This is a genomic window from Streptomyces radiopugnans (assembly GCF_900110735.1).
Lineage (GTDB): Bacteria > Actinomycetota > Actinomycetes > Streptomycetales > Streptomycetaceae > Streptomyces > Streptomyces radiopugnans.
In genome coordinates, this window is sequence record NZ_FOET01000006.1 from 187,069 (window position 1) to 212,715 (window position 25,647).

Consider the following 25,647-nt stretch of genomic DNA (forward strand, 5'->3'; position numbering starts at 1 on the left):
CCACAGATGGCAGAACTGGTGTATCCACCCGTGATCGGCGCGGCCCGCACCCTGTTCAGGGCGCTCGACCTGCGTTTCGACATCGACGGCACCGAGCACGTCCCCCGGCGCGGCGGCGCCGTGCTGGTCAGCAACCACATCGGCTACCTCGACTTCGTCTTCGCCGGACTGGCCGCCCGGCCCGCCAAGCGGCTGGTGCGCTTCATGGCCAAGGAGTCGGTCTTCCGGCACAAGGTCTCCGGACCGCTGATGCGGGCGATGAAGCACATACCGGTGGACCGCTCGCAGGGCGAGCACGCCTACCGCCACGCGCTGAAGGCGCTGCGCTCGGGCGAGATCATCGGCGTCTTCCCCGAGGCGACGATCTCGCAGTCGTTCACCCTGAAGACCTTCAAGACGGGTGCGGCCCGGATGGCGCAGGAGGCGGGCGTACCGCTGCTGCCGGTCGCGCTGTGGGGCACGCAGCGGCTGTGGACCAAGGGCCACAAGCGGGACTTCGGCCGCAACCACTTCCCGATCACCATCCGGGTGGGCGAGCCGATGCGGCCCGCCGAGGGCGAGTCGGCGGCCGGGCTCACCGAGCGGCTGCGCGACCGTGTGCAGGAGCTGCTGGAGGCGGCCCAGCGGGCGTACCCGGTGCGGCCCAAGGGGCCGGAGGACACCTGGTGGATCCCCGCGCACCTGGGCGGCACCGCCCCGACCCCGGCCGAGGCGGGCTCGCTGTAGGGCCGGACGAGGGGCGTCAGAGCCTCTCGGGGAGCAGCCGCTCCAGCTGTGCGCGGTCACCGGCCCGCTTCAGGGCGGTCAGGACGGGCTCGGGCGGGGCCGCGTAGAGCTCGGGTATGTCGTACTCCCCCGCGTCCGGGTCCGGTGTGAAGGCGAGCCGCTCTCCGTCGAGCGAGAAGCGCGCGTCCACGCCGGGCCTGTTGCCGCGCGGGTCCTGGCGCGCCCAGGGGCGGCCGGGCAGCTTGAGCGCGATCAGGCCGTGGACGACGTTCAGCTTCTGGTAGCACAGGGCGGCCGGGATGCCCTCGTGGCGCAGCAGCGCCGCCAGCGCGTGCGACTTGGCGTGGCAGATGCCGTTGCGGGTGGCGAGGACGTCGGAGGCGCGCCAGGCCACCCGCTGGTCGCCGCTGTCGAAGGAGTGCGGGATGGTGTCGCGGACGAAGTCGAAGGCGGCCTCGGCGTAGCGCACGAGGCCGCCTTCGCCGTCGGTGCGCCCGCCGGTCCGCTCCCGCAGCCGCGAGGCCGTCCGGGCGACCAGGGGATGCCGGTGGTCGACGGCCTCGCAGGCGGCGAGGTAGGCGGACGGGTCCGGGTCCCGCCGGATCAGCTCCATGTCCCGGAAGCCTAGGAGGGGAGGGGGCGGCCCGCCTCCCTTTTTCCGGTCCGGCGGGCCTCCCCCGCGGTCAGCGGGCCATCTCCTCCCGCAGCGCGGCGACGAAGTCGTCGACGTCCTCCTCGGTGGTGTCGAAGGAGCACATCCAGCGCACGTCGCCGGCGGCCTCGTCCCAGAAGTAGAAGCGGTGGCGCTTGCGCAGCCGCTCGCTCACGTCGTGCGGGAGCCGGGCGAAGACGGCGTTGGCCTGGACGGGGTGGAGGATCTCCACGCCGTCGACGGTGCGCGCGCCCTCGGCCAGCCGCCCGGCCATGGCGTTGGCGTGGGACGCGCTGCGCAGCCACAGGTCGCCGGCGAGCAGCGCCTCGAACTGCACGGAGACGAACCGCATCTTGGACGCCAGCTGCATCGACAGCTTCCGCAGGTGCTTCATCGCCCGCACCGCGCCGGGGTTCAGCACGACGACGGCCTCGCCGAAGAGCATGCCGTTCTTGGTGCCGCCGAAGGAGAGCACGTCCACGCCCGCGTCCGTGGTGAACGCCCGCAGCGGCACGCCCAGCGCGGCCGCCGCGTTGGCGATGCGGGCTCCGTCGAGGTGGACGGTCATGCCGCGCTCGTGGGCCGTCTCGCAGATCGCCCGGATCTCCTCGGGCGTGTAGACGGTGCCCAGTTCGGTGTTCTGGGTGATCGAGACCACCTGCGGCATCGCCCGGTGCTCGTCGTCGAAGCCGTACGCCTCGCGCTCGACCAGCTCGGGGGTGAGCTTGCCGTGCTCGGTGGGCACGGTCAGCAGCTTCAGCCCGCCGACCCGTTCGGGCGCGCCGCACTCGTCCACGTTGATGTGGGCGCTCTCGGCGCAGACGACCGCGCCCCAGCGGTCGGTGAGGGCCTGGAGGGCGACGACGTTGGCGCCGGTGCCGTTGAAGACCGGGAAGACCTCGGCCGCCGGCCCGAGGTGGGCGCGGAAGACCTCCTGGAGGTGGGCGGTGTACTCGTCCTCGCCGTAGGCGGTCTGGTGACCGCCGTTGGCCAGGGCGAGCGCCGCCAGGATCTCCGGGTGCGCGCCCGCGTAGTTGTCGCTGGCGAAGCCGCGCACCCGCGGGTCGTGGCGGCGCCGGGCGTCCGTCACGGGGGGCGCCGGGGGTGCCTCGGTCGGGTGGGCCTCTACGGTTGCGGGGTCAGCCACAGGCGGTGTCCGTTCACTTCCTCGGCGGGCTTGTCCCAGACACCGGCGATGGCCTCGGCCAGCTCCCCGACGTCGGTGAAGCCCGCGAACTTGGCGTTCGGGCGCTCGGCGCGCATCGCGTCGTTGACCAGCGCCTTGACCACCAGGATGGCAGCCGCGGCAGGCGGCCCCGCATCCGCCCCCTTGCCCGCCTTGCGGAAGGCGTCGGCCAGGGCCAGGGTCCAGGCCTCGGCCGCGGCCTTGGCGGCCGCGTAGGCGGCGTTGCCGGCGGTGGGGCGGGAGGCGCCGGCTGCGCTGATCAGGACGTAGCGGCCGTTTCCGCTGCGGCGCAGGGCTCCCTCGAAGGCCAGCGAGGTGTGCTGCACGGTGCGCACCAGCAGCTTCTCCAGCAGGTCCCAGTGGGACAGGTCGGTCTCGGCGAAGGCCGCCGAGCCGCGCCAGCCGCCGACAAGGTGCACCAGCCCGTCGACGCGGCCGTACTCCTTCTCGGTGCGGGTGGCCCACTCACGGGTGGCCTCCAGGTCGAGCAGGTCCACGGTGTCGCCGGTGACGGCGGCGCCGCCGTGCGCGAAGCGGGCCCTGTCGACGGCCTGGGCCAGCCGCTCGGCGTCCGCGTCGGCGGCGACGACGGTGGCGCCCCGTTCGGCCAGGCTCAGCAGCGCGGCCTGGCCGGCGGGACCCGCCGCGCCGGCGACGGCGACGACGGCGCCGTCCAGGGGGCCGCCGTTGCCGTTGGGTGTGCTGGTCATGGTGATCGCCTCTCTGTGACGTCCGGTGGTCACGCCGCGACCGGTACGGCGGACTCGGCGGTGATGCCCTTGGTCGATGCGATCACGTTGCGCAGCTTCTTGGCGAGCGCTTCGTAGAACATGCTCAGCGGGAACTCGTCGGGGAGCACCTCGTCCACCAGCTTGCGCGGCGGCAGGCTCAGGTCCAGGGCGTCGGGGCCCTTGGCCCAGGTCGAGCCGGGGTGCGGGGCGAGGTAGGTGGAGACCAGCTCGTAGGCCTTGAACCAGTGGACCAGCTTCGGGCGGTCGATGCCCTCGCGGTAGAGGGTCTCGATCTCCTCGCGCAGGTGCACGGTCACCTCGCGGGCCCGCTGCCAGTCGATGCTGAGCTTGTTGTCCGTCCAGCGCAGGGCGTCGTGCTTGTGGAGGTAGGCGAACAGCAGCTGGCCGCCCAGCCCGTCGTAGTTGCGGCTGCGCTCGCCGGTGACGGGGAAGCGGAACAGGCGCTCCAGCAGCACGGCGTACTGCACGTCGCGGCCCTGCTCGAAGCCGTCGGCCTCCAGCTTCACGGCCTCGTGGAAGGCGGTGAGGTCGCAGCGCAGCTCCTCCAGGCCGTACATCCAGAACGGCTGGCGCTGCTTGATCATGAACGGGTCGAAGGGCAGGTCGCCGTGGCTGTGGGTGCGGTCGTGGACCATGTCCCACAACACGAAGGTCTGCTGGGCGCGCTTCTGGTCGGTGAGCAGTCCCCGGGCGTCCTCGGGCAGCTCCAGCTTGGTGACCTCGCAGGCGGCGTCGACGACGCGGCGGAAGCGGGCGGCCTCGCGGTCGCAGAAGATCCCTCCCCAGGAGAACCGCTCGGGCGCCTCGCGCACGGCGACGGTCTCGGGGAAGAGGACCGCGGAGTGGGTGTCGTAGCCGCTGGTGAAGTCCTCGAAGGTGATGCCGAGGAAGAGCGGGTTGTCGTAGCGGGTGCGCTCCAGCTCGGCCAGCCAGTCCGGCCAGACCACGCGCAGGACGACGGCCTCCAGGTTGCGGTCGGGGTTGCCGTTCTGCGTGTACATGGGGAAGACGACCAGGTGCTGGATCCCGTCGGCACGCTGGGAGGCGGGCTGGAAGGCCAGCAGGGAGTCCAGGAAGTCGGGGACGCCGAAGCCGCTCTCGGCCCAGCGGCGCAGGTCGGCCACCAGGGCGCGGTGGTACGCCTCGTTGTGCGGAAGCAGCGGCGCGAGCTCCTCGACACAGGCCACGATCCGCTCGATGTGCCGCTCGACCTCGGCCCGCGCGGGGGCGCCCTCGGCGCCGAAGTCGATGGAGCCGTCCTTGGACTGGGCGGGGCGGACGGCCTCGACGGCCTCCTTGAGCACCGCCCAGGCGGGGTGCTCCACCACACGGCCGGCGAACGGGCCGTCGGCGGTCGGAGCGCCACCCGTCGTCACCGCGGGCGAAAGGATTTCCGTCATCACTACCCCTCCACAGAAGAAACTCTCGTACCAGCACCGTAGCTGCGCAGACTTCCCCGATCAACCTGAGGGTGAGGAAATTCTTCTGCCAGCCACCCGCAACGCGGATGTTTTTCCCGTGAACAGCCCCTGAAACGGAAGAGATGGCCATATGTGCGGCGAAGGCGCGGGGCCGGCACGCTCCGTGGCCCGGCCGCCGGGACCACGGGCGCCCCGCGGCCCCGGCGGTGATCGTCCGCGGCTACCCTTGCCGCGCGTACGCACCGCCGCCCCGAACACCGCAGGAAAGCGAGAACGCGCCGTGCCACTGCTGACCGTCGGCCACCGCGGGGTGATGGGCGTCGAGCCCGAGAACACCCTGCGCTCCTTCGTCCGGGCCGACCGCGAGGGCTTCGACGTCATCGAACTGGACCTCCACCTGAGCCGGGACGGCGCGCTGGTGGTGATGCACGACGCCGACGTGGACCGCACCACCGACGGCTCCGGTCCGGTCGCGGAGAAGACCCTCGCCGAGCTGCGCGAGCTGGACGCCGGCCTCGGCGAGCGCGTCCCGGTCTTCGAGGAGGTCGTGGAGGCGGTCTCCGCACCGCTCCAGGCCGAGATCAAGGACCGCGCCGCGGCCCGGGTACTGGCGGAGGCCGTCGAGCGGCTCGGCCTTCACCGGCGGGTCACGGTGATCTCCTTCCACGACGACGCCCTGCGCGAGACCCGCAAGCTGCTGCCGGACATCCCCATCGCGCTGGTCACCGGCAGGTCGACGCCCACCGCCCCCGAGCGCGCCGTGGAGCTGGGGGCTCCGATGGTCTCCTGCGAGCTGCGCCGGCTGGACGCGGAGGTCGTCGGGCGCTGCCGCGCCGCGGGTCTGAAGGTGATCTCCTGGACGGTCAACACCGACCAGGACCTGGCCCGCGTCCGCGAGCTGGGCCTGGACGGCGTGGTCACCGACCTGCCCGCCGTCAGGAGGGCGGCAGGCGAAGCGGCTTGACCAGCAGCTCGAACTCCAGGTCGTCGCGGAGCGGGACGCCGAACCGCTCGTCGCCGTACGGGAAGGGGCTGGTGCGCCCGGTGCGGACGTAGCCGCGGCGCTCGTACCAGGCGATCAGGTCCGCCCGGGCGGTGATCACCGTCATGTGCATCTCGCCGGCGCCCCAGCGTTCCCGCGCCACCCGCTCGGCCTCCGCCAGGACCGCCCTGCCCAGCCCGCCGCCCTGGAGGACCGGCCGGACGGCGAACATCCCGAAGTACGCGACGGGCTGCCCCGCCCCGCCCTCGCGGCGCTCCAGCTGGCAGCAGGCGATCGGCTTCCCGTCCCGCTCGGCGACCAGCATCAGGCTGCCGGGGGCGCGGATGACGCCGGCGACGCCCTCGGGGTCGGTGCGCTGCCCGTCCAGCAGGTCCGCCTCGGTGGTCCAGCCCGCCCGGCTGGCCTCGCCCCGGTACGCCGACTCCACCAGGGCGACCAGCGCGGGGACGTCGCCCTCGCCCGCGGTCCTGAAGCTCAGGGCGGAGGCGGCCGCGGGAGCGGTCTCGGGGGCGGTGGAACCGGCGGAACCGGGGGTGTTCAAGGCGTTCGGGACGTTCATGGGGCCGAGCCTAACCGTCCGCCCGCGCGGCCCGGCCGCTCGGCCCGTACACCGGACGGCGCCCCGGCGGCCTAGGCTCGGTGCCATGGTTCACGTACTGAGCAGCCGGGTCCTGCTGCGCCCCACCGACCCGGAGCGTTCGCGGGCCTTCTACGGCGGTGCCCTGGGGCTGGCCGTGTACCGGGAGTTCGGCACCGGGCCGGAGCGCGGGACCGTCTACTTCCTGGGCGGCGGTTTCCTGGAGGTATCCGGCCGGTCCGAGACCCCGCCCGCGCCCGGCCTCCGGCTGTGGCTCCAGGTGGCCGACGCGGCCGGGGCCCACCGGGAGCTCACCGCACGCGGTGTGGAGGTGCTGAGGGAGCCCAGGCGCGAGCCGTGGGGGCTGGTGGAGATGTGGATCAGTGATCCGGACGGGGTGCGGATCGCCCTCGTCGAGGTCCCCGAGGACCATCCGCTGCGCTACCGGCCCGGCATCTGACGTTCTGGCGCTTTCCACGCGGGCCTCGGGCCGGTGCCCCGGCATCCGGGGCGCGCGCTCCGGCCGCGCTCCCCACTGCCCCCGCGCGCTCCCGTACACGCGTCCGGCGCCGGGCATCCTCCCCGCGGAACCGGCCGGGGAAGCCGGTCGGGAAAGCGGTCGGGAGGCGGGGTGCACGGACCGGAACCGGTCGGCTGGATGCTGGCGGCCCTGTGCGGCGGTGTGGGCGCGTACTGTCTGCGGCGGATGCGCGGCGGCACGCCCGGGCAGCGGCGGGAGGCCGCCGGCGAGGCGGTGATGGCCCTGGGCATGGCCGTGATGGCGCTGCCCGCCTCGGCGGTGGAGCCTCCGCCGGCCGCGGTCTTCGCCGCCCTCTTCGGCGCCGCCGCGGTGTACGGGCTGGCTCTGGTCCTGTTCGACGGGGAACACCGGTTCCACCATCTGCACCACACCGTCGGCGCCCTGGCCATGTTCCACATGGCAATCGCCATGGCCGCCGCCCCCGCCCACGGGGCGCATGCGGCACCGCCCGCCGCGCCCGCCCCCGCGGCGGCGCTGACCGGGGCGCTGCTGGTCTACTTCGCGCTGTACGCACTGCTCGCGGGGGCCCGGCTGGTGCCCGCGCCGGGTTCCCTCCGCCTCCCGGCCGGCGCCGCGGACGGCGGCCGGGGCGGCGGGCCGCCCCGGGCGCCGGAGGTGGCCGCGGCCTGCCGACTGGCGATGGGCATGGGGATGTTCGCGATGCTGCTCACCCTGTGAGGTCCCGCGCGGACCGGTGGAGCACCGCGCCGGTGAGGCGTGCGTCACTTCCCGTTTCCCGCCTGCCGCGGGGCGGCCGCCGGCTCATAGGCTGTTCCTCATGATGGTCGCGCTCACACTGATCGTCCTGGGCGCACTGATCGCGGCGACGGCGCCGCGCGTGCTGGCCCGCGGCTCCTGGCCGGACCGCGAGCCGGTGCTGGCGCTGCTGGTGTGGCAGTGCGTGGTGGTCGCCGTGCTGCTGTGCTGCGTGCTCGCCATGGCCCTGTCCGGCGCGGCGGCCTGGCAGGCCGTGCGCGGCCACGTCTTCGCCCCGGCCCCGAGCCGGGTCGTCGAGGCGTACGGGCTCAGCGCGTTCGGCGAGTCCTGGCCCGCGGTGGTGGCGGTGGTGCTCGCCTGCGGCGGTGTGTGGACCGCCGCGATGCTCACCCGGGAGATCCGCCACGCTCGCGCCCGGCGGCGCGCCCGGCGCACCGAACTCCTCACGCGCGCCCCGCTGCTGCCCGGTGAGGAAGCGGCCCCCGGGGAGCGGCTGGTGGTCCTGGAGAGCGAGCGCCCGGACGCCTGGTGGCTGCCGGGCAGCACGCCCCGGCTCGTGGTCACCACCGCGGCGCTGCGCCGGCTCCGGGGGCGCAGGCTCGACGCCGTCCTCGCCCATGAGCGGGGCCATCTGCGGGCCCGTCACGACTGGCTGCTGCACTGCTCGTCCGCGCTCGCCGCCGGCTTCCCGCGGGTGCCGGTCTTCCGCGCGTTCCGGGACCAGGTGCACCGGTTGGTGGAGCTGGCGGCCGACGATGTGGCCTCGCGGCACTGCGGACGGCTGGAGGTCGCCCTGGCGCTGGTCGAACTCAACGAGGAGCGGGGGGTCTTCGACCCGTACGCCTCGCACCCCGGCGCACAGGTGCCGCAGCGGGTCGACCGGCTGCTGAGGGCCGCTCCCCGGCTTACGGTGGTCCGGCGGCTGCGGACGACCGCGCTGGCGGCCCTGGTGCCGCTGGTTCCGCTGCTGGTGGCCTTCGCCCCCGGACTCAGGGCGCTGGGCTGACATGCGCGCGCCGCTGCGCGCGCTCCCTCGACCGGCCAACCCGCCGACCGGACGGTTGGACCGCCCTCCAGTGGCGACCCTTTCCACCATGGCCCCATCCTCCCGGCACCCCTCCCAGCGCCCCTCTCCGCGCTCCCTCCCGCACCTCGCCGCCCCGCTGTGCACCGCCGTGGCCGCCGTGCTCACCGTGCTCGTCCTGGCGGGATGGGACCCGCTGCTGGAGCTCGACGCGCGCGTCACGGCCGAACTGCACCGCACGGCGGTCGCCGAGCCCGGCTGGACACGGCTCAACCGGGTGCTGACCGACTGGGTCTGGGATCCGTGGACGATGCGGGCCGTACTGCTGGTGACGGTCTCGTGGCTGGTGCTGCGCGGCGCGCGCCGGCCGGCGTTCTGGCTCCTGGCCGCCGCTATCGCCGGCACCGTCCTCCAGCAGGCGCTGAAGGCTCTGTTCGACCGCGACCGCCCCCGCTGGAGTGATCCGGTGGACTCCGCGGGCTTCGCGGCGCTGCCCTCCGGCCACGCCATGACGGCGGCGCTCACCTGCGGTCTGCTGCTGTGGCTGGCGCATCTGCACGAAGCGGGCCGCCCCGTGCGCCTGGCCGTCCTGTGGGTGGGCGCGGTGAGCGTGGCCGGGGTGGGCTTCACCCGGGTCTACCTGGGCGTGCACTGGCCCACCGACGTGGTCGTCGGCTGGCTGCTGGGCTTCGCCGTGGCCGCCGCCACGGCGGCGCTGTGGAGCGGACGCGGCGCCCGGGGTCCTCGCCCGGAGCGGCACGGACCGGAAGGGCGGGCTCCATGGTGACCCAAGGGCGTACTCTTCGGCTTCTCCGGCACACTGCCGCGCGTCGGGCCGACGGCGGAGCCGGGGAAGGGCGGCGCGCCGCCCTTCCCCGGCTCCGCATGAGGAGGGCCGATCTCGGGCGATCCCCCGCGTCGCCCGAGATCGGCGTCCGACCGGACACCGCCGTGACTCGCCGGCCGGCGTCCGGAGACCGCTGAGTATATTGGCTCTGAGCCAGTCAACGCAGGAGTTAACAGGATGTCCCCTCGCAGCGCATCGGTCAATGAGGAGTTGCGCCGGCGATCCCGCGAGCGGCTGCTGCAGGCGACGGTGGAACTCGTCGACGAGCGCGGATACGAGGCGACGACTCTAGGGGACATCGCGGACCGGGCCGGGTCCGCGCGGGGTCTGGTGTCGTACTACTTCCCGGGCAAACGGCAGCTGCTGCAGTCGGCCGTCCACCGGCTGATGCACCTCACCCTGGCCGAGGCGCTGGAGCGCGAGCCGCGGCCCGCGGGCCCGGACGCCGGGCGGGAGGCGCTGGCCCGGGCGATCGACGCGGTCCTGGGCCTCGCCCGCGACCGGCCGACGCTGATGCGCACTCACATGGCCGGGATCCTGCAGCACGAGGGTTTCGTCCAGTGCGACGAGCAGCAGCGGCTGGCCGGACTGCTGCGCGACACCGTCGTCCGCTACGGCTCGCGCGATCCGGACACCGACTACCCGCTGCTGCGCGCACTGCTCATGGGAGCGGTGGTGGCCGTGCTGCTGCCCGGGGCGCCGATGCCGGCGGCGAGACTGCGCGCCGAACTGTTCGCACGGTACGGGCTGGACTGGGAGCTGGGGTTCCCTCCCGACGCCCCCGCGAGGGAGCTGTCCGGGCAGGGATCGCTGCTGCCGCTGCCGGGCCCGCTCTGACGGACCCGGGCGGGCGAGGGGGAGCCAACACGGCCGGACCCCGGCGGCACGGCCGCCGGGGTCCGGTGTTCGGTGGTCGGGGTCCTTTCGGACCGGCTCAGACCGGCTCGGGCCGGCTCAGCGGTAGTCGGGCTGGGTCTGGGGGTTGAGCTCGTCCAGCCTGACGCGCTCGGCTCCGGCGGTGCGCCGGTCCCGGATCTGCAGGACGTCGAAGCCCATCTGGATGTCGTTCGAGTAGACGTGGCCGTTGTAGTAGTACGCCGACCACGAGCCGCCGATGGAGTCGGGGTCGGAGTACGGGCCGCGCTCGAAGTACCCGATCTCCCGGGGCTTGGTGGAGTCGGTGAAGTCCCAGAAGGAGACACCGCCCTGGTACCAGGCCTGCACCATGATGTCCCGGCCCTTGACCGGGATCAGCGAGCCGTTGTGGGCCACGCAGTTCTCGGTGTCGGCCTGGTGGCGGGGGATCTTGAAGTAGCTCTTGAACACCAGCTTGCGCTGGTCGCCCTTGCCGGTGATGTGGTAGATGCCGTTGGCGCCGCGCTTGTCGCCGACCTCCGCGTTGCAGGTGGCGCCGACGCCGCCGCCGAGCTCGTCGGTGAAGACGACCTTCCGGCCGTTCTCGTTGAAGGTCGCCGAGTGCCAGAACGCGAAGTTCTCGTTGTCCTGGACGCGGTCGATGACTCGGGGCGCGGCCGGGTCCGAGATGTCCATCAGGATGCCGTCGCCCATGCAGGCGCCCGCCGCGAGCTTCAGCTCGGGGAACGCGGTGATGTCGTGGCAGCCGGTGGTGGGCACCATGGCGACCGGGTTCTCCGGCGGGCCGGGGTTGCCGCCGTCCGGGAAGAGGACGGGGAAGTCGATCACCGACGCTTCCTCGGGAGCCTTGCGCGGCACCTTCACGATGGAGATCCCGTCGTGCGGCGGCTGGCAGTCGGGGAAGGTCTCGTCGGGGAAGTAGGACGAGACGTAGACGTAGACGTTCCCGCGGTCGGGCACCAGCGTGTGGGTGTGCGAGCCGCAGGCGGTCTCGACGGCCGCGACGTACCGCGGGTTCCGCTTGTCGCTGATGTCGAAGACCTTGATGCCCTCCCAGGAGCTCTTCTCCGTGGGCGACTGGGCGGTGCTGTTGCAGGAGTCGTCGCTGCGCGAGGCGTCGGTGGACAGGAAGAGCAGGTCCCCGGAGACGGAGATGTCGTTCTGACCGCCCGGGCACAGGACCTGGCTGACGACCTTGGGGGACTTCGGGCGGCTGATGTCGTAGACGGTGAAGCCGTCGTAGTTGCCGGCGAAGGCGTAGCGGCCCTGGAAGGCCAGATCCGTGTTGAGGCTCTTGAGCGCCCCCTTGGGCAGGTTGGTCAGATGGGAGACGTTCCTGCTGTGGACGACCTCGTCCACACCGGGTATCTCGCCGCTCTCGATGGCGGCCTCGGCTTCCGTGCGGTCCTGCTTCGACACCTTCCCTGACGTGGCCGGCGAGTCACCGGGGTCGGGAATTGCCGCCGCCGGTCCGGCGGCCAGGAGCGTGGACAGCAGGCCGATCACGGCCGCCGCCGCGCCGAGGTGTCTGCGCCGCGCACGGGGTCTGGGCAACGACGTCACTGCGTTCCTCCCTGTCGATCCGCTTGGCGCCGCCCCGAGTTGGGCGGCTCACGGACTCGGGCAGTATGACTCCTTACACCCCTCCTCCGACAGGGGAATACGAACACGGTGCCGCGTCCCTCCGTGTCAGGATTCGGTCGTGCCGGAGCGTCCCGTGTCAAGATCGGGGGAACCGGCGTACCCCGTGCCACAGGAGGAAAAGTGACAGAACGTCACAGATCCCGGTTCTCCGCCCGCGCGCTTCCGTCCGCGCTGGCGGCACTGGCCGCACTGACAGCGCTGACCGTGCTGACCGGCTGCGAGGACGGCTCCGGCGAGGCGGCCCCCGGCGGCGGCCCCTCCGTGATCGCGCCCGGCAGGCCGGGCGAGACCGCCGAGACGCTCTCCGCCGAAGAGGCGCGGAAGGCGGGCGAGAGGCGCGCGGAGAAGCCGAACGCGGCGGACTTCTCGTACGTCACAGGGATGATCGAGCACCATCGGCAGGCGCTGGTGATGACCGACCTGGCCGAGGAGCACGCCGGATCGGGCAAGGTGCGCCGGCTCGCCGACCGGATCTCCGCGGCCCAGGGGCCGGAGATCGCGGCGATGCGGTCCTGGCTCAAGCGCAACGGCCGCGGCGAGGGCGGGCACGGAGGAGGCCATGGCAGCCACGGGGACCACGGCGGCCACGGGGATCACGGGGATCACGGCGGCGAGCCAATGCCCGGCATGGCGACCGAGGAGCAGCTCGACGAGTTGCGGCAGGCCCGCGGCGAGGACTTCGACCGGCTCTTCCTGAAGCTGATGATCGCCCACCACCAGGGCGCCGTGACGATGGCCAAGGACGTGGCGACCGACGGTCGCGACGTCCAGGTCCAGGAGATGGCCGGGGACGTGGCCGCCCAGCAGACGGCCGAGATCAACCGGATGCGCTCGATGTCCTGACGGGCTGTGACGGGCTGTGACGGGCGGGGGTCACCACGGGGCGCGCGGACGCAGGTTCCGCGCGCCCCTTTCCGTTGCGCCGCGCACTCCCGGAATCCGCCCGCCCCCGGAACGCGGCAGGGCGGCGCTCAGCCGCCCCGCCGCTCCTCCTGCCGGGCCGCCGCGGCGAGCACGCTGTCCAGCAGTCCGGGGAACAGCCGCTCCAGTTCGTCACGGCGCAGGGCGTTCATCTTCGCGGTGCCCCGGTAGTTCTGGCTGATCAGGCCGCTCTCGCGCAGCACCCGGAAGTGGTGGGTGGTCGTCGACTTGCTGACCGGCAGGTCGAAGAGCGAGCACGCCATCTCCTCCCCGCTCGCCGCCAGGGCGCGGACGATCCGCAGGCGCACGGGGTCGGCGAGTGCGTGCAGGACCTCTTCCAGCCGGATCTCCCGCGCGGCCGGATGCTCCAGCTCTCGGGCGGCGTTCGGGGTCTGGGCTCGGGGTGTCACGGCTCCATACTACGAGAGGCATCGTAGTTTGACATCCGCCGTACTACGATGCCTACCGTATGAGCCCGGCGGGCCGGGTCGCCCCGCGTCCGGGCCCCGGCCCGTTCCGAACCGGTCCCGAACCGACCCCGAATCCACGAGGAGCCTTCTGTGAGCGCTCTGTTCGAGCCGTACACCCTGCGTTCGCTGACCGTGCCCAACCGCGTCTGGATGTCGCCGATGTGCCAGTACTGCGCCGAGCCCACCGGGCCGGACGCGGGCACCGCGGGCGACTGGCACCTGGCCCACTACGGGGTCCGGGCGGCCGGCGGCACCGGGCTGGTCATGGTGGAGGCCACGGCCGTCTCCCCCGAGGGCCGGATCACCCCCGGCGACCTGGGGCTGTGGAACGACCGGCAGGTCCGGGCGCTGCGGCGGATCACGGGCTTCGTGAAGGAGCGGGGCGCCGTGGCCGGTGTCCAGCTCGCCCACGCGGGTCGCAAGGCGTCCACCGACGCCCCCTGGCGCGGTGGCGCCCCGCTGGACGCGGGTCACGGCGGCTGGCGGCCCGCCGCCCCCAGCGCGCTGCCCTTCGCCGAGGGCCACCCCGTACCCCGGGAGATGACCCTGGAGGAGATCGACGACCTGGTCGGCCGGTTCGCCGACGCGGCACGGCGGGCGCTGGCGGCCGGGTTCGAGGTCGTCGAGGTCCACGGCGCGCACGGTTATCTGATCCACGAGTTCCTCTCCCCGCTCTCCAACCGGCGCACGGACGCCTACGGCGGGAGCTTCGAGAACCGCACGCGCCTGGCCCTGCGGATCGTGGACGCGGTGCGGGAGGTGTGGCCCGCGGACCTGCCCCTGTTCTTCCGGGTCTCGGCGACCGACTGGACGGAGGGCGGCTGGAGCCCCGAGGAGACCGTGCGCCTGGCCGCACTGCTGCGCGAGCGCGGCGTGGACCTGCTCGACGTCTCCAGCGGAGGTGCCGTGCCGGGGGCGCGCATCCCCGTCGGCCCCGGCTACCAGGTCCCGCTGGCCGCCCGCGTCAGGGCCGAGGCGGGGCTGCCGGTGGCGGCGGTGGGCCTGATCACCGAACCGGAGCAGGCCGAGAAGACCGTCGCGAACGGCGAGGCGGACGCGGTGTTCCTCGGCCGGGAGCTGCTGCGCGACCCGCACTGGGCGCTGCGCGCGGCACGGGTGCTCGGCGCCGGGTCCATTCGCCTGCCCGACCAGTACGCCTGGGCTCTGTGACGCCCCGGCACGGTGGGGGCCCGCTCGGCCGACGGCCAACGGCCGTTGGCCGTCGGCCGTGATCGGCTGAGAGGCGGCGGGCCGAACCAGTAGAGTGACCGCCCGTGGCAGCACGACCGTTGAACGAGATCGTCGAACCGGGCTGGGCCAAGGCGCTGGAGCCGGTGGCCGGACGCATCGCCGCGATGGGCGACTTCCTGCGCGCGGAGATCGCCGCGGGGCGCACCTATCTGCCCGCCGGGCCGAACGTGCTGCGCGCCTTCCAGCAGCCCTTCGACGACGTGAGGGTCCTCATCGTGGGCCAGGACCCCTACCCCACACCGGGTCACGCCGTCGGGCTGAGCTTCTCCGTCGCCCCCGACGTGCGCCCGCTGCCCGGCAGCCTGGAGAACATCTTCCGCGAAATGCACAGCGACCTCGGCACGCCCCGGCCCTCCAGCGGCGACCTCACCCCCTGGACGAAGCAGGGCGTCCTGCTCCTCAACAGGGCGCTGACCACCGCTCCGCGCCGGCCCGCGGCGCACCGCGGCAAGGGCTGGGAGGAGGTCACCGAGCAGGCGATCAGGGCGCTGGCGGCGCGCGGCAAGCCGCTGGTGGCCATCCTGTGGGGCCGGGACGCGCGGAACCTGCGGCCGCTGCTGGAGGCGTACCCGGCGGTGGAGTCGGCCCACCCCTCCCCCATGTCGGCGGACCGCGGCTTCTTCGGTTCGCGCCCGTTCAGCCGGGCCAACGAGCTGCTGGTGCGGCAGGGCGGGGAGCCGGTCGACTGGCGCCTGCCGTGACGGGCCGCCCGTCCCCCTGGGTCCTGGGGGTCGACTCGGGCGGATCAGGGCTGCGCGTCGCCCTGGCCCGGGCCGGCGACGGCCGCGCGGCGGCGCCGGTCCCGGTGGGCACCGCCTCGTCGAACCGTCCGGTGCGCACCGGCCCGGCGGGCATCGACGCGGCCCATCTGCTGGAACTGGTGCTGCCCCGGGCCCGTTCCCTGCTGGCCGCCGCCGAGCCGGACTCCGCCGCCGGGGCCGGCTCCTCCCGCCCCCGGATCGACACCGTGTGCGTGGGGGCGGCGGGCATGGCGACGCTCGGCGGCGAACTGCGCGCCGTGCTGCCGGGGGCGCTCGCCCGGGAGCTGGGCGCCCGGCACGTGGCGCTGGCCGCCGACGCCGTGACCGCGTACGCCGGCGCGCTGGGCGAGCGGCCGGGCGCCGTGGTCGCCGCCGGGACCGGGATGATCGCGACGGGCACGGACCTGCGCTCCTGGCGGCGTGCCGACGGCTGGGGCCACCTGCTGGGCGACTGCGGCGGCGGCGCCTGGATCGGCCGGGCCGGCCTGGAGGCGGCGATGCGCGCCCACGACGGCCGGCCGGGCGGTTCGGCCGCGCTGCTCGCCCGCGCCGAGGCCGTCTTCGGCCCGGCGGCCTCCCTGCCGGGGAAGCTGTACCCGCGTACCGACCGCCCGGCGGTGCTCGCCTCGTTCGCCCCGGAGGTGGCCGGATGCGCCGACCGGGACCCGGTGGCGGCGCGCGTCGTCGAGGAGGCGGCCGCCCACATCGCCGGGAGCGCAGCCGCCGTCTGTCCCGCCGCCGAGGGCAGCCTCGTCGCCCTGACCGGCGGGCTCCTCGGGATCGGCGAGCCGCTCCTCGCCCCCCTCCGCCGGGAGCTGGCCGTGCGGCTGCCGCACGCCCGGACCGTCCCGGCGGCGGGAGACCCGCTGGCCGGAGCCCTGCTCGTGGCCGGCCGGCTGGCCCGGGACGCGCTGCGGCTGCCGCAGGACCCGGCACTCCTCCACGTCCGGTGAGGCGGGTGCGGGAGCGGGCACCCCGGGCGGCACGGCCCGGTAACACAGCGGAACGGGGCCGTCACCACGACGCGCGGGATGAAAGGGGACAGACCGGCACTCCTCCGCCCCGCCCGAACAGCCAAACCCGTCAAGGCATTAGCATGCGGCGCCATGAGCACCCCCACTGGGCCCGCAAACGGCCTGCCCGTACGAATGCCGCGTCCCCGACAGCCCGGACGGCACCGCCGGCCTCAGCCGGCCATAGCGCCTGAGGGTGCGCCCGCTCTGGTGCTGGCCGTCCCCGGGGTGCCCTCCGGCACCTCCCGAAGCCTCGCCGAGGAGATCCTGAGCATCGCCCGCTCCGAGCTGCCGGGGCTCGACGCCCGGGTCGGTTTCGTGGACGGCGACGACGGTGAGTTCCCCGCCCTCCAGAGCGTGCTGACGCAGGCCGCGGCCGACCGCACCTCCCGTGCCGCCGCGGCGACGGCCGCCATCGAGGCCGCGGCCGCCGAGGCCGTGGAGGCGGGCGCGGAGGCCGCCGAGGTGGAGGCCGAGGCCGAGGCCGCCCGCCGCAGGATCGAGGAGGCCCCGCTCGCGGTGGTCGTCCCCCTGCTGGCCGGGCCCGACGGCGCGCAGATGCGCCGGATACGCCAGGCCGTGCTCGAGAGCGGCTCCGGCGCCGAGCTGACCGACGTGCTCGGCCCGCACCCGCTGCTGGCCGAGGCCGTCCACGTCAGGCTCTCGGAGGCGGGGCTGGCCCGGGCGGACCGCGCCCGGCTGTTCACCGTGGCGACCGCCGCCGACGGCATCATCCTGGCCGCCATGGGCGGCGAGGAGGCCGTGCAGGCCGCCGGGATCACCGGAATGCTGCTGGCCGCCCGCCTGGCGGTGCCGGTGCTGTCCGCCGGGCTGGACGAGGAGGGCGCCGTCACCCGCGCCGCCGAGCAGCTGCGCGAGGCCGGTTCCCGGCAGCTCGCCCTGGCGCCCTGCCTGATCGGCCCCGAGATCCCCGAGGGCCTGCTGGAGTCCGCGGTGCGGGAGGCCGACTGCCAGGCGTCCGAACCGCTGGGCTCCTACACGGCGGTGGGCAGGCTGGTGGCCTCCACCTATGCCGCCAAGCTCGGCATCGCCCAGCGGTCGCCGCAGGGGGCGCAGGCCCACTGACCCGGGCCCTTCCCCCCTGCGGCCCGCCGGGTCGCGGGCCGCACGGCGACCGGACGGCGGGCCCGCCCCTCAGCCGAGGGCGACGCAGGTGGCGGCCGGAGCCTGGATCGAGCCCGCCCGGTGCGGCACCCCGGTGTCCGGGTCGAGGTCGAACCAGGTCACGTCGCCCGACCGCTCGTTGGCGGCGTAGAGCCTGCGCCCGGCCGGGTCGAGGGCCAGGTCGCGCGGCCAGTGCCCGCCGCAGGGGACGGTGGTGACCAGCTCCATACCCTCGCCGTACGGCTCCAGGGCCAGTACGGCGATGCTGTCGTGTCCGCGATTGGCCGCCCAGGCCCAGCGGCCGTCGGCGGAGACCACCAGTTCCGAGGGGTGGTTCTCCCCCTCGGCCCCGGAACCCGCCGGCAGCGTGCCGACCTCCCCCGCGGGCTCCAGCACGCCGCTCGCCCGGTCCCAGCGGCAGCAGACCACGGTCGAGACCAGTTCGTTGACGACGTACGCCCGGTCGCCGCGCGGGTGGAAGGCCAGGTGGCGCGGTCCGCTGCCGGGCCGCATCGGCGTCCGCCCGTGCGGGCGGAGCGCGGCCGCGGCGTGGTCGAGCCGGTAGACCCACACCGAGTCGGCGCCGAGATCGACCGCCAGCAGCCAGCGCCACGAGGCGTCGGCGACCACGGCGTGGGCGTGCGGCCCCTCCTGTCGCCCGCGCACCGGTCCGCGGCCGCTGTGGGGCAGTACGGCCGGCTGCGCGCCGAGGGTCCCGTCGGGCCGCAGCGGCAGCGAACTGACGCTCCCGGAAGTGTAGTTGGCGGTGATCAGCTGCCCGGCCGCGCAGGTCAGATGGGCGGGCCCGGCGCCTTCGACGGGCACCGGCGCCCCGGCGGGGCTCGGCCGGTCGGGGTCGGCCAGGGAGAGCGCGGCGGCGTGGCCGTCCTCGGTCTCGCTCACCGCGTAGAGCATCCCCCCGCCCGGTCCCGGCACGAGGTAGGAGGGGTCGGGCACCGCGTCCGTGTGGTGCAGCACCGTCAGCGCCCCGGTGTCCGGGTCGACGGCGGCCGTGGTGATGCCGCGTCCGCCCGCCGAGGTGTAGGACCCGATGTACGCCCGCCGTCCGCCGCCCGCACCGTCCACTGTGCCGCCCCTCTTCCGCTCGATCCCGCTCGGTCCTGCTCGAAGCGCTGCCCCCGTTCCGGGCACCGGGGGCGACCGTAGCATTGGCCTGGACCAGACTGGGAGGGCTCCCAGGTCTTCCCCGGCCCGGCCCTGCGACCGGGGCGGTGGGGACGGCTAGCCCAGGAAGGACAGGCGCACCCGCCGGTCGGGGTTGTCGCCGTTGGTGTCCACCAGGCAGACCGACTGCCAGGTGCCCAGCTCCAGCCGTCCGCCGATCACCGGCAGGGTGGCGTGCGGCGGGACGAAGGCCGGCAGGACGTGGTCGCGGCCGTGACCGGGACTGCCGTGCCGGTGGCGCCAGCGGCCGTCGGCGGGCAGCAGGTCGCGCAGCGCGGCGAGCAGGTCGTCGTCGCTGCCCGCTCCGGTCTCGATGATCGCGATGCCGGCCGTGGCGTGGGGGACGAAGACGTTGAGCAGTCCGTCGCGGCCGCCGGCCACCTCCGCGAGGAAGCCCTCGCATTCGCGGGTGAGGTCGGCGACGGTCTCGTCCGAGCCGGTGGTGATCTGGAGGGTACGGGTGGTGAAGCGATCGCTCATGACTCCATCTTGGGGCCTGTCCCCGCTCCGGGAAGCATCCGGCCCCGCCCGCGGTTGGCCGGGTATGGAGTTCTCGGAGGCGGAGGTCGTGGTCGTGGGCGCCGGGCAGGCGGGCCTGTCGAGCGCCTACCACCTGCGGCGCGCCGGGTACGAGCCGGGCCGGGGCTTCGTCGTGCTGGACCACTCCCCGCGCCCCGGCGGGGCCTGGCAGTTCCGCTGGCCCACCCTGACGTACGACCGGGTGCACGGGATGCACTCCCTGCCCGGCATGGAGCTGACCGGCGCCGACCCCCACCGCCCCTCCTCCGAGGTGGTCGGCGGGTACTTCGCCGACTACGAGCGCGCCTTCGACCTGCGGGTGCGGCGGCCGGTGCATGTGCGCGCGGTGCGCGAGGCCGGGGACGGACGGCTGCTGGTGGAGACCGACTCCGGGGTGTGGGCCGCCCGGGCGCTGATCAACGCCACCGGGACCTGGGACCGCCCCTTCCGGCCCCGGGTGCGCGGTCAGGAGTCCTTCGCCGGCCGCCAGTTCCACACCTCCCGCTACCCCGGCCCGAGCACCTTCGCGGGCGAGCGCGTGGTGGTCGTGGGCGGCGGCACCTCCGCCGTGCAGCATCTGCTGGAGATCTCACGGGTCGCCGCCGCCACGGCCTGGGTGACCCGGCGCGAGCCGGTCTTCACCGAGGAGCCGTTCGACGCCGAGCGCGGACGCGCGGCGGTCGCCCTGGTGGAGGAGCGTGTGCGCGACGGGCTGCCGCCGCGCAGCGTGGTCTCCGTGACGGGGCTTCCCATGACCGAGGAGATGCGCCGCGCCCGGGAGAGCGGGGTGCTGCGGCGCCTGCCGATGTTCGACCGGATCACCCCCGGTGCGGTGGAGTGGGACGACGGGCGCTCGATCGCGGCGGACAGCATCGTGTGGGCCACCGGCTTCCGTCCCGCGATCGGCCATCTGGCGCCGCTGCGGCTGCGCGAGCCGGGGGGCGGCATCCGCATGGACGGCACCCGTGTGGTGCGCGATCCGCGGATCCACCTGGTCGGCTACGGCCCCTCGGCGAGCACCGTCGGAGCCAACCGCGCGGGCCGGGCCGCGGTCCGCGCGATCCGGGACCTCCTCGGCCACTCCTCCGAAGACGAACAGGCACTCGGGGAATCGCCCGTACGCGTGGCGATGGGGGAAACGGCCGCGCGGTGGCCACGGGACACGTGATGCTCACGTTGTGCGAGTGGCGCGCCGCGGAGCGTCACCGCCCCTCCGGCCCGGGGTCCCACCGGGAGGCGGAGGACCTGTCCCGACACGCACAAGGAGAGAGTTCCCGATGAACCTCATCACCAGCCTGCTCGCCGGCATCGTCCACTTCATCGGCCGGCTCGTCTGACCGAACGGCGGGCGACGACCCGGCGGCGCCGGGGACGGCGGTGCGCGTCAGTGGCGCGGCGCGGAGATGCTGGAGTCGCGGACGACCAGTTCGGGCTGGAGCACGATCCGCTGGTGCCGGTGCTCCGCGGCCGCCTCCCCGGTCTCCTCGATGAGCAGATCGGCGGCCGTGCGCCCCATCCGGAAGGCGGGCTGCCGCACCGAGGTCAGGGGGACGGCCGCCGCCGCGGCGAACTCGATGTCGTCGTAACCGACCAGGGCGATGTCCCCCGGCACCGAGACGCCCGCCGCGAACAGCGCCTGGAGCACCCCCAGTGCGAGCAGGTCGTTGGCGCAGAACACCGCCGTCGGCCTGGGCGCCATCCCCAGCAGCCTGGCGCCCGCGTCCCGCCCCGCCGCCACGTCCAGCCGTTCGCCCTCGATCCGCCGCAGCGCGTCCTGGGGCAGCCCCGCCTCCCGGAGGGCCGCCAGCGCGCCGGTGTGCCGGTCGCGGCACTGCGACAGATGCATCGGCCCGCTCACGTAGACCAGTTCCCGGTGGCCCTGGGCCAGCAGGTGCCGGGCGGCCAGCGAGCCGCCCGTGATGTCGTCGACGGAGACCGAGCAGCCCTCGTCGGCGCTGGCCAGCACCCGGTCCACCACGACGTAGGGGATGTCGTGGCGGCGGAAGTCGGCCAGGTTCCGGCCGGAGGTGTCGGCCGGGGTGACCAGGACGCCGCGCACCCGCTGCTCGGCGAAGAGGGAGAGGTAGTCGGCCTCCTCCGCGGGGCTCTGCGCACTGTTGCACAGCATCACACCGAGCCCCTCCTCCCGCGCCGCCCGCTCGGCGCCGGAGGCGACGTCGGCGAAGAAGGGGTTGGCCATGTCCAGGACGAGCAGGGCGATGATCCGGCTGCGGCCCGCCCGCAGGTGCCGTGCCGACTCGCTGCGCACATAGCCGAGTTGCGCTATCACCGCCTGCACGCGGGTCCTGGTCTCCTCGGCGACCATCTCCGGCCGGTTGATGACGTTGGAGACGGTGCCCACCGACACCCCCGCCTGACGTGCGACGTCCTTGATCCCCACCATGCGCGCCACGAGCCCGACCGTCTCCCGTTTCCTGCTCTCCGCGGCGCCTGGCCCGGGGCCGCGCGCCCATGCTACGCACCCGCTCCCCGGCCGGGGGCACACCGGAGCGCGCGGGGCGCCCCTCCGCCCGGAGGGCCGCTGCCGCCCTTCCGTGCCGCGGCCCCGCCGCGCGGGTCAGTCGAGGTGGAAGACCTCGGTGAGGGGGCGCATGGCCTCGTCCGGCCGCGCGCCGTCCAGGGACTCGAAGAAGCCGGCCATCTCCGCCTGCCAGCGGGCGTTGACGTCGGTGGCCTCCATGGCGGCCCTGGCCGCGTCGAAGTCCTCGGTCTCCAGGTAGCCGACGAGCAGTCCGTCCTCGCGCAGGAAGAGCGAGTAGTTGCGCCAGCCGCTCTCGCTCAGGGCGCGGAGCATCTCCGGCCAGACGGCGGCGTGCCGCTCGCGGTACTCCGCCAGCCGGTCGGCGCGGACCTTCAGCAGAAAGCAGACGCGCTGCACGCGCTCCTCCTCGTCAAAAGCCGTGGACGGCCGTGAACGCTCTCATGAAAGGATTCACGGAAGTCGCACGGACGGTAGGGGCATCACCCGGCCTCCGTCAATGGGCCGCGGGCGGAAAAGTCCGAATGTCCAGGAAGTGCCGAGGCCCCGGCCTCCACCCGGCCCCCGCCCCTTGACACCCTCATCGGACCCCCATAGCTTTCCGGCGATGAAACGATTCATGAAGCCGTCCGGACCTCGGGAGCTCTGACGCATGACCGCCGTGTCCGCCGTGAAGGCGGCCCTCAGGAAACAGGCCATCGAGACGCCCTCGTGGGCCTACGGCAACTCCGGAACGCGTTTCAAGGTCTTCGCGCAGCCCGGCGTCCCGCGCACCCCCCGGGAGAAGCTCGACGACGCGGCCCGGGTGCACGCGCACACCGGCGTCGCGCCGACCGTGGCCCTGCACATCCCCTGGGACCGGGTCGACGACTACGCCGCGCTGGCGGAGTACGCCGAGGAGCGCGGACTGTACCTCGGCGCGATCAACTCCAACGTCTTCCAGGACGACGACTACCGGCTCGGCAGCGTCTGCCACCCCGACGCGGCCGTGCGGCGCAAGGCGCTGGACCACCTGCTGGAGTGCGTCGACATCATGGACGCCACCGGCTCGCGCGATCTGAAGCTGTGGTTCGCCGACGGCACCAACTACCCGGGCCAGGACGACGTCCGCGCCCGCCAGGACCGCCTGGCCGAGGCGCTGGCGGCGGTGTACGAGCGGCTGGGCGAGGGGCAGCGGATGCTGCTGGAGTACAAGTTCTTCGAGCCCTCCTTCTACACCACCGACGTCCCCGACTGGGGCACCGCCTACGCCCACTGCCTGAAGCTGGGCGAGAAGGCGCAGGTGGTGGTGGACACCGGCCACCACGCGCCGGGCACCAACATCGAGTTCATCGTGGCCGTGCTGCTGCGCGAGGGGAAGCTGGGCGGTTTCGACTTCAACTCCCGCTTCTACGCCGACGACGACCTGATGGTCGGCGCCGCCGACCCCTTCCAGCTCTTCCGGATCATGTACGAGGTGGTGCGCGGCGGCGGGTACGGGCCGCAGACCGCCTTCATGCTCGACCAGTGCCACAACATCGAGGCGAAGATCCCCGCGATCATCCGCTCGGTGATGAACGTCCAGGAGGCCACCGCCAAGGCCCTGCTGGTCGACCGCGAGGCGCTGTCCGCCGCCCAGGCAGACGGCGACGTGCTGGCCGCCAACGCCGTGCTGATGGACGCCTACAACACCGACGTACGGCCGCTGCTGGCCGAGGTCCGCGAGGAGATGGGCCTGGACCCGGACCCGGTCGCGGCCTACCACCGCTCGGGATGGGCCGAGCGGATCACCGAGGAGCGCAAGGACGGCCGCCAGGCCGGCTGGGGGGCGTGAGGGACATGGACGGCGACCGTACGACGGACCGGGAGACGGTCGAGGCGCTGCTGACGCGCTCGCACCGGCTGGGCTCCGATCCGCGCAACACCAACTACGCGGGCGGCAACACCTCCGCCAAGGGCACCGGCACCGACCCCGTGACCGGCGGCGAGACCGAACTGCTGTGGGTCAAGGGCTCCGGCGGGAACCTGGGCACGCTGACCGCGGACGGGCTGGCGGTCCTGCGCCTGGACCGGCTGCGCGCGCTGAAGGACGTGTACCCGGGGGTGGAGCGCGAGGACGAGATGGTCGCCGCGTTCGACCACTGCCTGCACGGCCGGGGCGGCGCGGCCCCCTCCATCGACACCGCGATGCACGGCCTGGTGGACGCCGCCCACGTCGACCACCTCCACCCCGACTCCGGCATCGCGCTCGCCTGCGCCGCCGACGGTGAGAGGCTGACGGCCGAGTGCTTCGGCGACACCGTCGTCTGGGTCCCGTGGCGGCGGCCCGGCTTCCAGCTCGGGCTGGACATCGCCGCGGTCAAGGAGGCCAACCCGCGGGCGATCGGCTGCGTCCTGGGCGGGCACGGCATCACCGCGTGGGGCGACACCTCCGAGGAGTGCGAGCGCAACTCGCTGCACATCATCCGCACCGCCGAGGAGTTCCTCGCCGAGCGCGGCCGGCCCGAGCCGTTCGGCCCGGTCCTGGAGGGCTACGGGCCGCTGGAGGAGGACGAGCGCCGGGCGCGCGCCGCCGCGCTGGCGCCGTACGTGCGCGCCGTCGCCTCGGCCGACCGGCCGCAGGTGGGGCACTTCACCGACACCGGCGCCGTGCTGGACTTCCTCTCCCGCGCCGAGCACCCGCGCCTGGCGGCCCTGGGCACCTCCTGCCCGGACCACTTCCTGCGCACCAAGGTCCGCCCCCTGGTCCTGGACCTGCCGGCGACCGCGCCGCTGGAGGAGGCCGTCGCCCGGCTGAAGGAGCTGCACGCCGAGTACCGCGCGGAGTACCGGGCGTACTACGAGCGGCACGCGGCCCCGGACTCCCCCGCGATGCGCGGGGCGGACCCGGCGATCGTCCTGGTGCCGGGCGTGGGGATGTTCTCCTTCGGCAAGGACAAGCAGACCGCGCGGGTGGCGGGCGAGTTCTACGTCAACGCGATCAACGTGATGCGCGGGGCCGAGGCCGTCTCCTCGTACTCCCCCATCGAGGAGAGCGAGAAGTTCCGCATCGAGTACTGGGAGCTGGAGGAGGCCAAGCTGCGGCGGATGCCGAGGCCGAAGGCCCTGGCCACCCGGATCGCACTGGTCACCGGCGCCGGGTCCGGCATCGGGCGGGCCATCGCGCACCGGCTGGCCGCCGAGGGCGCGTGCGTGGTGGTCGCCGACCTGAACGCGGAGAACGCCCGCGCCGTCGCCGAGGAGCTGGGCGGCCCCGACAAGGCGGTGGCGGTGACGGTGGACGTCACCAGCGAGGAGCAGATCGCCGAGGCGTTCGGGGCGGCCGTCCTGGCCTTCGGCGGCGTGGACCTGGTGGTCAACAACGCGGGCATCTCCATCTCCAAGCCCCTGCTGGAGACCACCGCCGGGGACTGGGACCTCCAGCACGCCATCATGGCCCGCGGCTCCTTCCTGGTCTCCCGCGAGGCCGCCCGGGTGATGGCCGCCCAGGGCATGGGCGGCGACATCGTCTACATCGCCTCCAAGAACGGCGTCTTCGCCGGCCCCAACAACATCGCCTACGGCGCCACCAAGGCCGACCAGGCGCACCAGGTGCGGCTGCTGGCCGCCGAACTGGGCGAGCTGGGCATCCGCGTCAACGGCGTCAACCCCGACGGGGTGGTGCGCGGCTCCGGCATCTTCGCCGGCGGCTGGGGCGCCCGGCGCGCGGCGGTGTACGGGGTGCCGGAGGAGAAGCTCGGCGAGTTCTACGCCCAGCGCACCCTCCTCAAGCGCGAGGTGCTGCCCGAGCACGTGGCGAACGCGGTGTTCGCGCTGACCGGCGGCGAGCTGAGCCACACCACCGGGCTGCACATCCCCGTCGACGCGGGCGTGGCCGCCGCCTTCCTGCGCTGACGTCCCTCCCAGATCCCCTGCCCGGCCACCGTGCGGACCCTGTCGTGCCACCGCGGTGGCCGG

The 25,647-nt window shown here is 74.1% G+C and carries 26 protein-coding genes; 15 read left to right on the plus strand and 11 right to left on the minus strand.

Translation table 11 applies throughout. From position 1 onward, the window contains the following. Positions 1 to 6: 6 nt before the first annotated feature. Positions 7 to 726 (plus strand): lysophospholipid acyltransferase family protein, encoded by a 720-nt coding sequence (locus BMY40_RS14605; protein WP_093659491.1) that lies wholly within the window; start codon positions 7 to 9, stop codon positions 724 to 726. Positions 727 to 742: 16 nt separating this feature from the next. On the opposite strand, the gene BMY40_RS14610 is transcribed toward BMY40_RS14605, so the two are convergent. From BMY40_RS14610 to BMY40_RS14625, 4 genes are all read right to left on the minus strand, one after another. After that, the gene (locus BMY40_RS14610) at positions 743 to 1,339 is read right to left on the minus strand and encodes a transglutaminase-like domain-containing protein (protein ID WP_093659493.1); all 597 of its coding nucleotides are present in this window, start codon (positions 1,337 to 1,339) and stop codon (positions 743 to 745) included. A gap of 70 nt (positions 1,340 to 1,409) precedes the next feature. Further along, positions 1,410 to 2,468: a threonine aldolase family protein gene (locus tag BMY40_RS14615; protein WP_093659495.1), complete on the minus strand. Its 1,059-nt coding sequence runs from the start codon at positions 2,466 to 2,468 to the stop codon at positions 1,410 to 1,412. Between the two features lie 35 nt (positions 2,469 to 2,503). Continuing rightward, positions 2,504 to 3,274: an SDR family NAD(P)-dependent oxidoreductase gene (locus tag BMY40_RS14620; protein ID WP_093659497.1), complete on the minus strand. Its 771-nt coding sequence runs from the start codon at positions 3,272 to 3,274 to the stop codon at positions 2,504 to 2,506. Between the two features lie 29 nt (positions 3,275 to 3,303). Further along, a complete protein-coding gene (locus BMY40_RS14625; RefSeq protein ID WP_245770091.1) occupies positions 3,304 to 4,716 on the minus strand; it encodes a DUF6421 family protein in 1,413 nt (470 codons plus the stop codon). Positions 4,717 to 5,017: 301 nt separating this feature from the next. Here BMY40_RS14625 and BMY40_RS14630 point away from each other — a divergent pair, with 301 nt between their 5' ends. After that, positions 5,018 to 5,701, plus strand: a complete 684-nt coding sequence (locus BMY40_RS14630) for a glycerophosphodiester phosphodiesterase (RefSeq protein WP_093659501.1) — start codon at positions 5,018 to 5,020, stop codon at positions 5,699 to 5,701. Here the strand turns inward: BMY40_RS14630 and BMY40_RS14635 are convergent. Beyond that, positions 5,673 to 6,299 (minus strand): GNAT family N-acetyltransferase, encoded by a 627-nt coding sequence (locus tag BMY40_RS14635; RefSeq protein WP_093659503.1) that lies wholly within the window; start codon positions 6,297 to 6,299, stop codon positions 5,673 to 5,675. The genes BMY40_RS14630 and BMY40_RS14635 overlap by 29 nt on opposite strands. An 85-nt stretch (positions 6,300 to 6,384) precedes the next feature. On the opposite strand from BMY40_RS14635, the gene BMY40_RS14640 reads away from it, so the two are divergent. From BMY40_RS14640 to BMY40_RS14660, 5 genes are all read left to right on the plus strand, one after another. Beyond that, the gene (locus BMY40_RS14640) at positions 6,385 to 6,777 is read left to right on the plus strand and encodes a VOC family protein (RefSeq protein ID WP_093659505.1); all 393 of its coding nucleotides are present in this window, start codon (positions 6,385 to 6,387) and stop codon (positions 6,775 to 6,777) included. Positions 6,778 to 6,948: 171 nt separating this feature from the next. Then, positions 6,949 to 7,536 carry a DUF5134 domain-containing protein gene (locus BMY40_RS14645; RefSeq protein WP_093659507.1) on the plus strand — a complete coding sequence of 196 codons (588 nt, stop codon included), beginning with the start codon at positions 6,949 to 6,951 and terminating at the stop codon, positions 7,534 to 7,536. A 100-nt stretch (positions 7,537 to 7,636) separates the two neighbouring features. After that, a complete protein-coding gene (locus BMY40_RS14650) occupies positions 7,637 to 8,581 on the plus strand; it encodes a M56 family metallopeptidase (RefSeq protein WP_093659509.1) in 945 nt (314 codons plus the stop codon). A gap of 88 nt (positions 8,582 to 8,669) precedes the next feature. After that, positions 8,670 to 9,386: a phosphatase PAP2 family protein gene (locus tag BMY40_RS14655; RefSeq protein ID WP_093659511.1), complete on the plus strand. Its 717-nt coding sequence runs from the start codon at positions 8,670 to 8,672 to the stop codon at positions 9,384 to 9,386. A gap of 237 nt (positions 9,387 to 9,623) precedes the next feature. Next, positions 9,624 to 10,283 carry a TetR/AcrR family transcriptional regulator gene (locus BMY40_RS14660; protein WP_093659513.1) on the plus strand — a complete coding sequence of 220 codons (660 nt, stop codon included), beginning with the start codon at positions 9,624 to 9,626 and terminating at the stop codon, positions 10,281 to 10,283. Positions 10,284 to 10,400: 117 nt separating this feature from the next. On the opposite strand, the gene BMY40_RS14665 is transcribed toward BMY40_RS14660, so the two are convergent. Then, on the minus strand, positions 10,401 to 11,885 hold the full coding sequence (locus BMY40_RS14665; RefSeq protein WP_093659515.1) for an LVIVD repeat-containing protein: 1,485 nt from the start codon (positions 11,883 to 11,885) through the stop codon (positions 10,401 to 10,403). 201 nt (positions 11,886 to 12,086) lie between these two features. Between BMY40_RS14665 and BMY40_RS14670 the strand changes: the two genes are divergently transcribed. Next, positions 12,087 to 12,809 carry a DUF305 domain-containing protein gene (locus BMY40_RS14670; protein WP_093659517.1) on the plus strand — a complete coding sequence of 241 codons (723 nt, stop codon included), beginning with the start codon at positions 12,087 to 12,089 and terminating at the stop codon, positions 12,807 to 12,809. A 128-nt stretch (positions 12,810 to 12,937) separates the two neighbouring features. Here the strand turns inward: BMY40_RS14670 and BMY40_RS14675 are convergent, their stop codons facing one another. Then, positions 12,938 to 13,297, minus strand: coding sequence for an ArsR/SmtB family transcription factor (locus BMY40_RS14675; protein ID WP_093659519.1), 360 nt, complete (start codon positions 13,295 to 13,297; stop codon positions 12,938 to 12,940). 150 nt (positions 13,298 to 13,447) lie between these two features. On the opposite strand from BMY40_RS14675, the gene BMY40_RS14680 reads away from it, so the two are divergent. The 4 genes from BMY40_RS14680 to BMY40_RS14695 all read left to right on the plus strand — a co-directional run bounded on the left by BMY40_RS14680 (position 13,448) and on the right by BMY40_RS14695 (position 17,468). After that, the gene (locus BMY40_RS14680) at positions 13,448 to 14,527 is read left to right on the plus strand and encodes an NADH:flavin oxidoreductase/NADH oxidase (protein ID WP_093659521.1); all 1,080 of its coding nucleotides are present in this window, start codon (positions 13,448 to 13,450) and stop codon (positions 14,525 to 14,527) included. 104 nt (positions 14,528 to 14,631) lie between these two features. Continuing rightward, positions 14,632 to 15,309 (plus strand): uracil-DNA glycosylase, encoded by a 678-nt coding sequence (locus BMY40_RS14685; RefSeq protein ID WP_093659523.1) that lies wholly within the window; start codon positions 14,632 to 14,634, stop codon positions 15,307 to 15,309. Beyond that, entirely contained in the window at positions 15,306 to 16,322 is a 1,017-nt protein-coding gene (locus BMY40_RS14690) for an N-acetylglucosamine kinase (protein WP_093659525.1), read from the plus strand. Before BMY40_RS14685 ends, BMY40_RS14690 begins: the two co-directional genes overlap by 4 nt. A 153-nt stretch (positions 16,323 to 16,475) precedes the next feature. Beyond that, entirely contained in the window at positions 16,476 to 17,468 is a 993-nt protein-coding gene (locus tag BMY40_RS14695) for a sirohydrochlorin chelatase (protein WP_177214013.1), read from the plus strand. 69 nt (positions 17,469 to 17,537) lie between these two features. Here BMY40_RS14695 and BMY40_RS14700 read toward each other — a convergent pair whose 3' ends face one another. Both BMY40_RS14700 and BMY40_RS14705 read right to left on the minus strand, forming a co-directional pair. Beyond that, on the minus strand, positions 17,538 to 18,593 hold the full coding sequence (locus BMY40_RS14700) for a lactonase family protein (RefSeq protein WP_093659529.1): 1,056 nt from the start codon (positions 18,591 to 18,593) through the stop codon (positions 17,538 to 17,540). Positions 18,594 to 18,749: 156 nt separating this feature from the next. Continuing rightward, the gene (locus tag BMY40_RS14705) at positions 18,750 to 19,172 is read right to left on the minus strand and encodes a secondary thiamine-phosphate synthase enzyme YjbQ (RefSeq protein WP_093659531.1); all 423 of its coding nucleotides are present in this window, start codon (positions 19,170 to 19,172) and stop codon (positions 18,750 to 18,752) included. A 64-nt stretch (positions 19,173 to 19,236) separates the two neighbouring features. Here BMY40_RS14705 and BMY40_RS14710 point away from each other — a divergent pair, with 64 nt between their 5' ends. Then, positions 19,237 to 20,379, plus strand: a complete 1,143-nt coding sequence (locus BMY40_RS14710; RefSeq protein WP_093659533.1) for an NAD(P)-binding domain-containing protein — start codon at positions 19,237 to 19,239, stop codon at positions 20,377 to 20,379. 216 nt (positions 20,380 to 20,595) lie between these two features. Here BMY40_RS14710 and BMY40_RS14715 read toward each other — a convergent pair whose 3' ends face one another. Next, positions 20,596 to 21,615, minus strand: a complete 1,020-nt coding sequence (locus tag BMY40_RS14715) for a LacI family DNA-binding transcriptional regulator (RefSeq protein WP_093659535.1) — start codon at positions 21,613 to 21,615, stop codon at positions 20,596 to 20,598. A 174-nt stretch (positions 21,616 to 21,789) separates the two neighbouring features. Beyond that, positions 21,790 to 22,110 carry an L-rhamnose mutarotase gene (locus BMY40_RS14720; RefSeq protein WP_093659537.1) on the minus strand — a complete coding sequence of 107 codons (321 nt, stop codon included), beginning with the start codon at positions 22,108 to 22,110 and terminating at the stop codon, positions 21,790 to 21,792. Between the two features lie 253 nt (positions 22,111 to 22,363). Here BMY40_RS14720 and rhaI point away from each other — a divergent pair, with 253 nt between their 5' ends. Both rhaI and BMY40_RS14730 read left to right on the plus strand, forming a co-directional pair. Then, positions 22,364 to 23,524: an L-rhamnose isomerase gene (gene rhaI, locus BMY40_RS14725; protein WP_093659539.1), complete on the plus strand. Its 1,161-nt coding sequence runs from the start codon at positions 22,364 to 22,366 to the stop codon at positions 23,522 to 23,524. A 5-nt stretch (positions 23,525 to 23,529) separates the two neighbouring features. Next, complete coding sequence (locus BMY40_RS14730) at positions 23,530 to 25,584, plus strand: bifunctional aldolase/short-chain dehydrogenase (RefSeq protein WP_093659591.1); 2,055 nt, start codon at positions 23,530 to 23,532, stop codon at positions 25,582 to 25,584. The last annotated feature ends 63 nt before the right edge of the window (positions 25,585 to 25,647 follow it).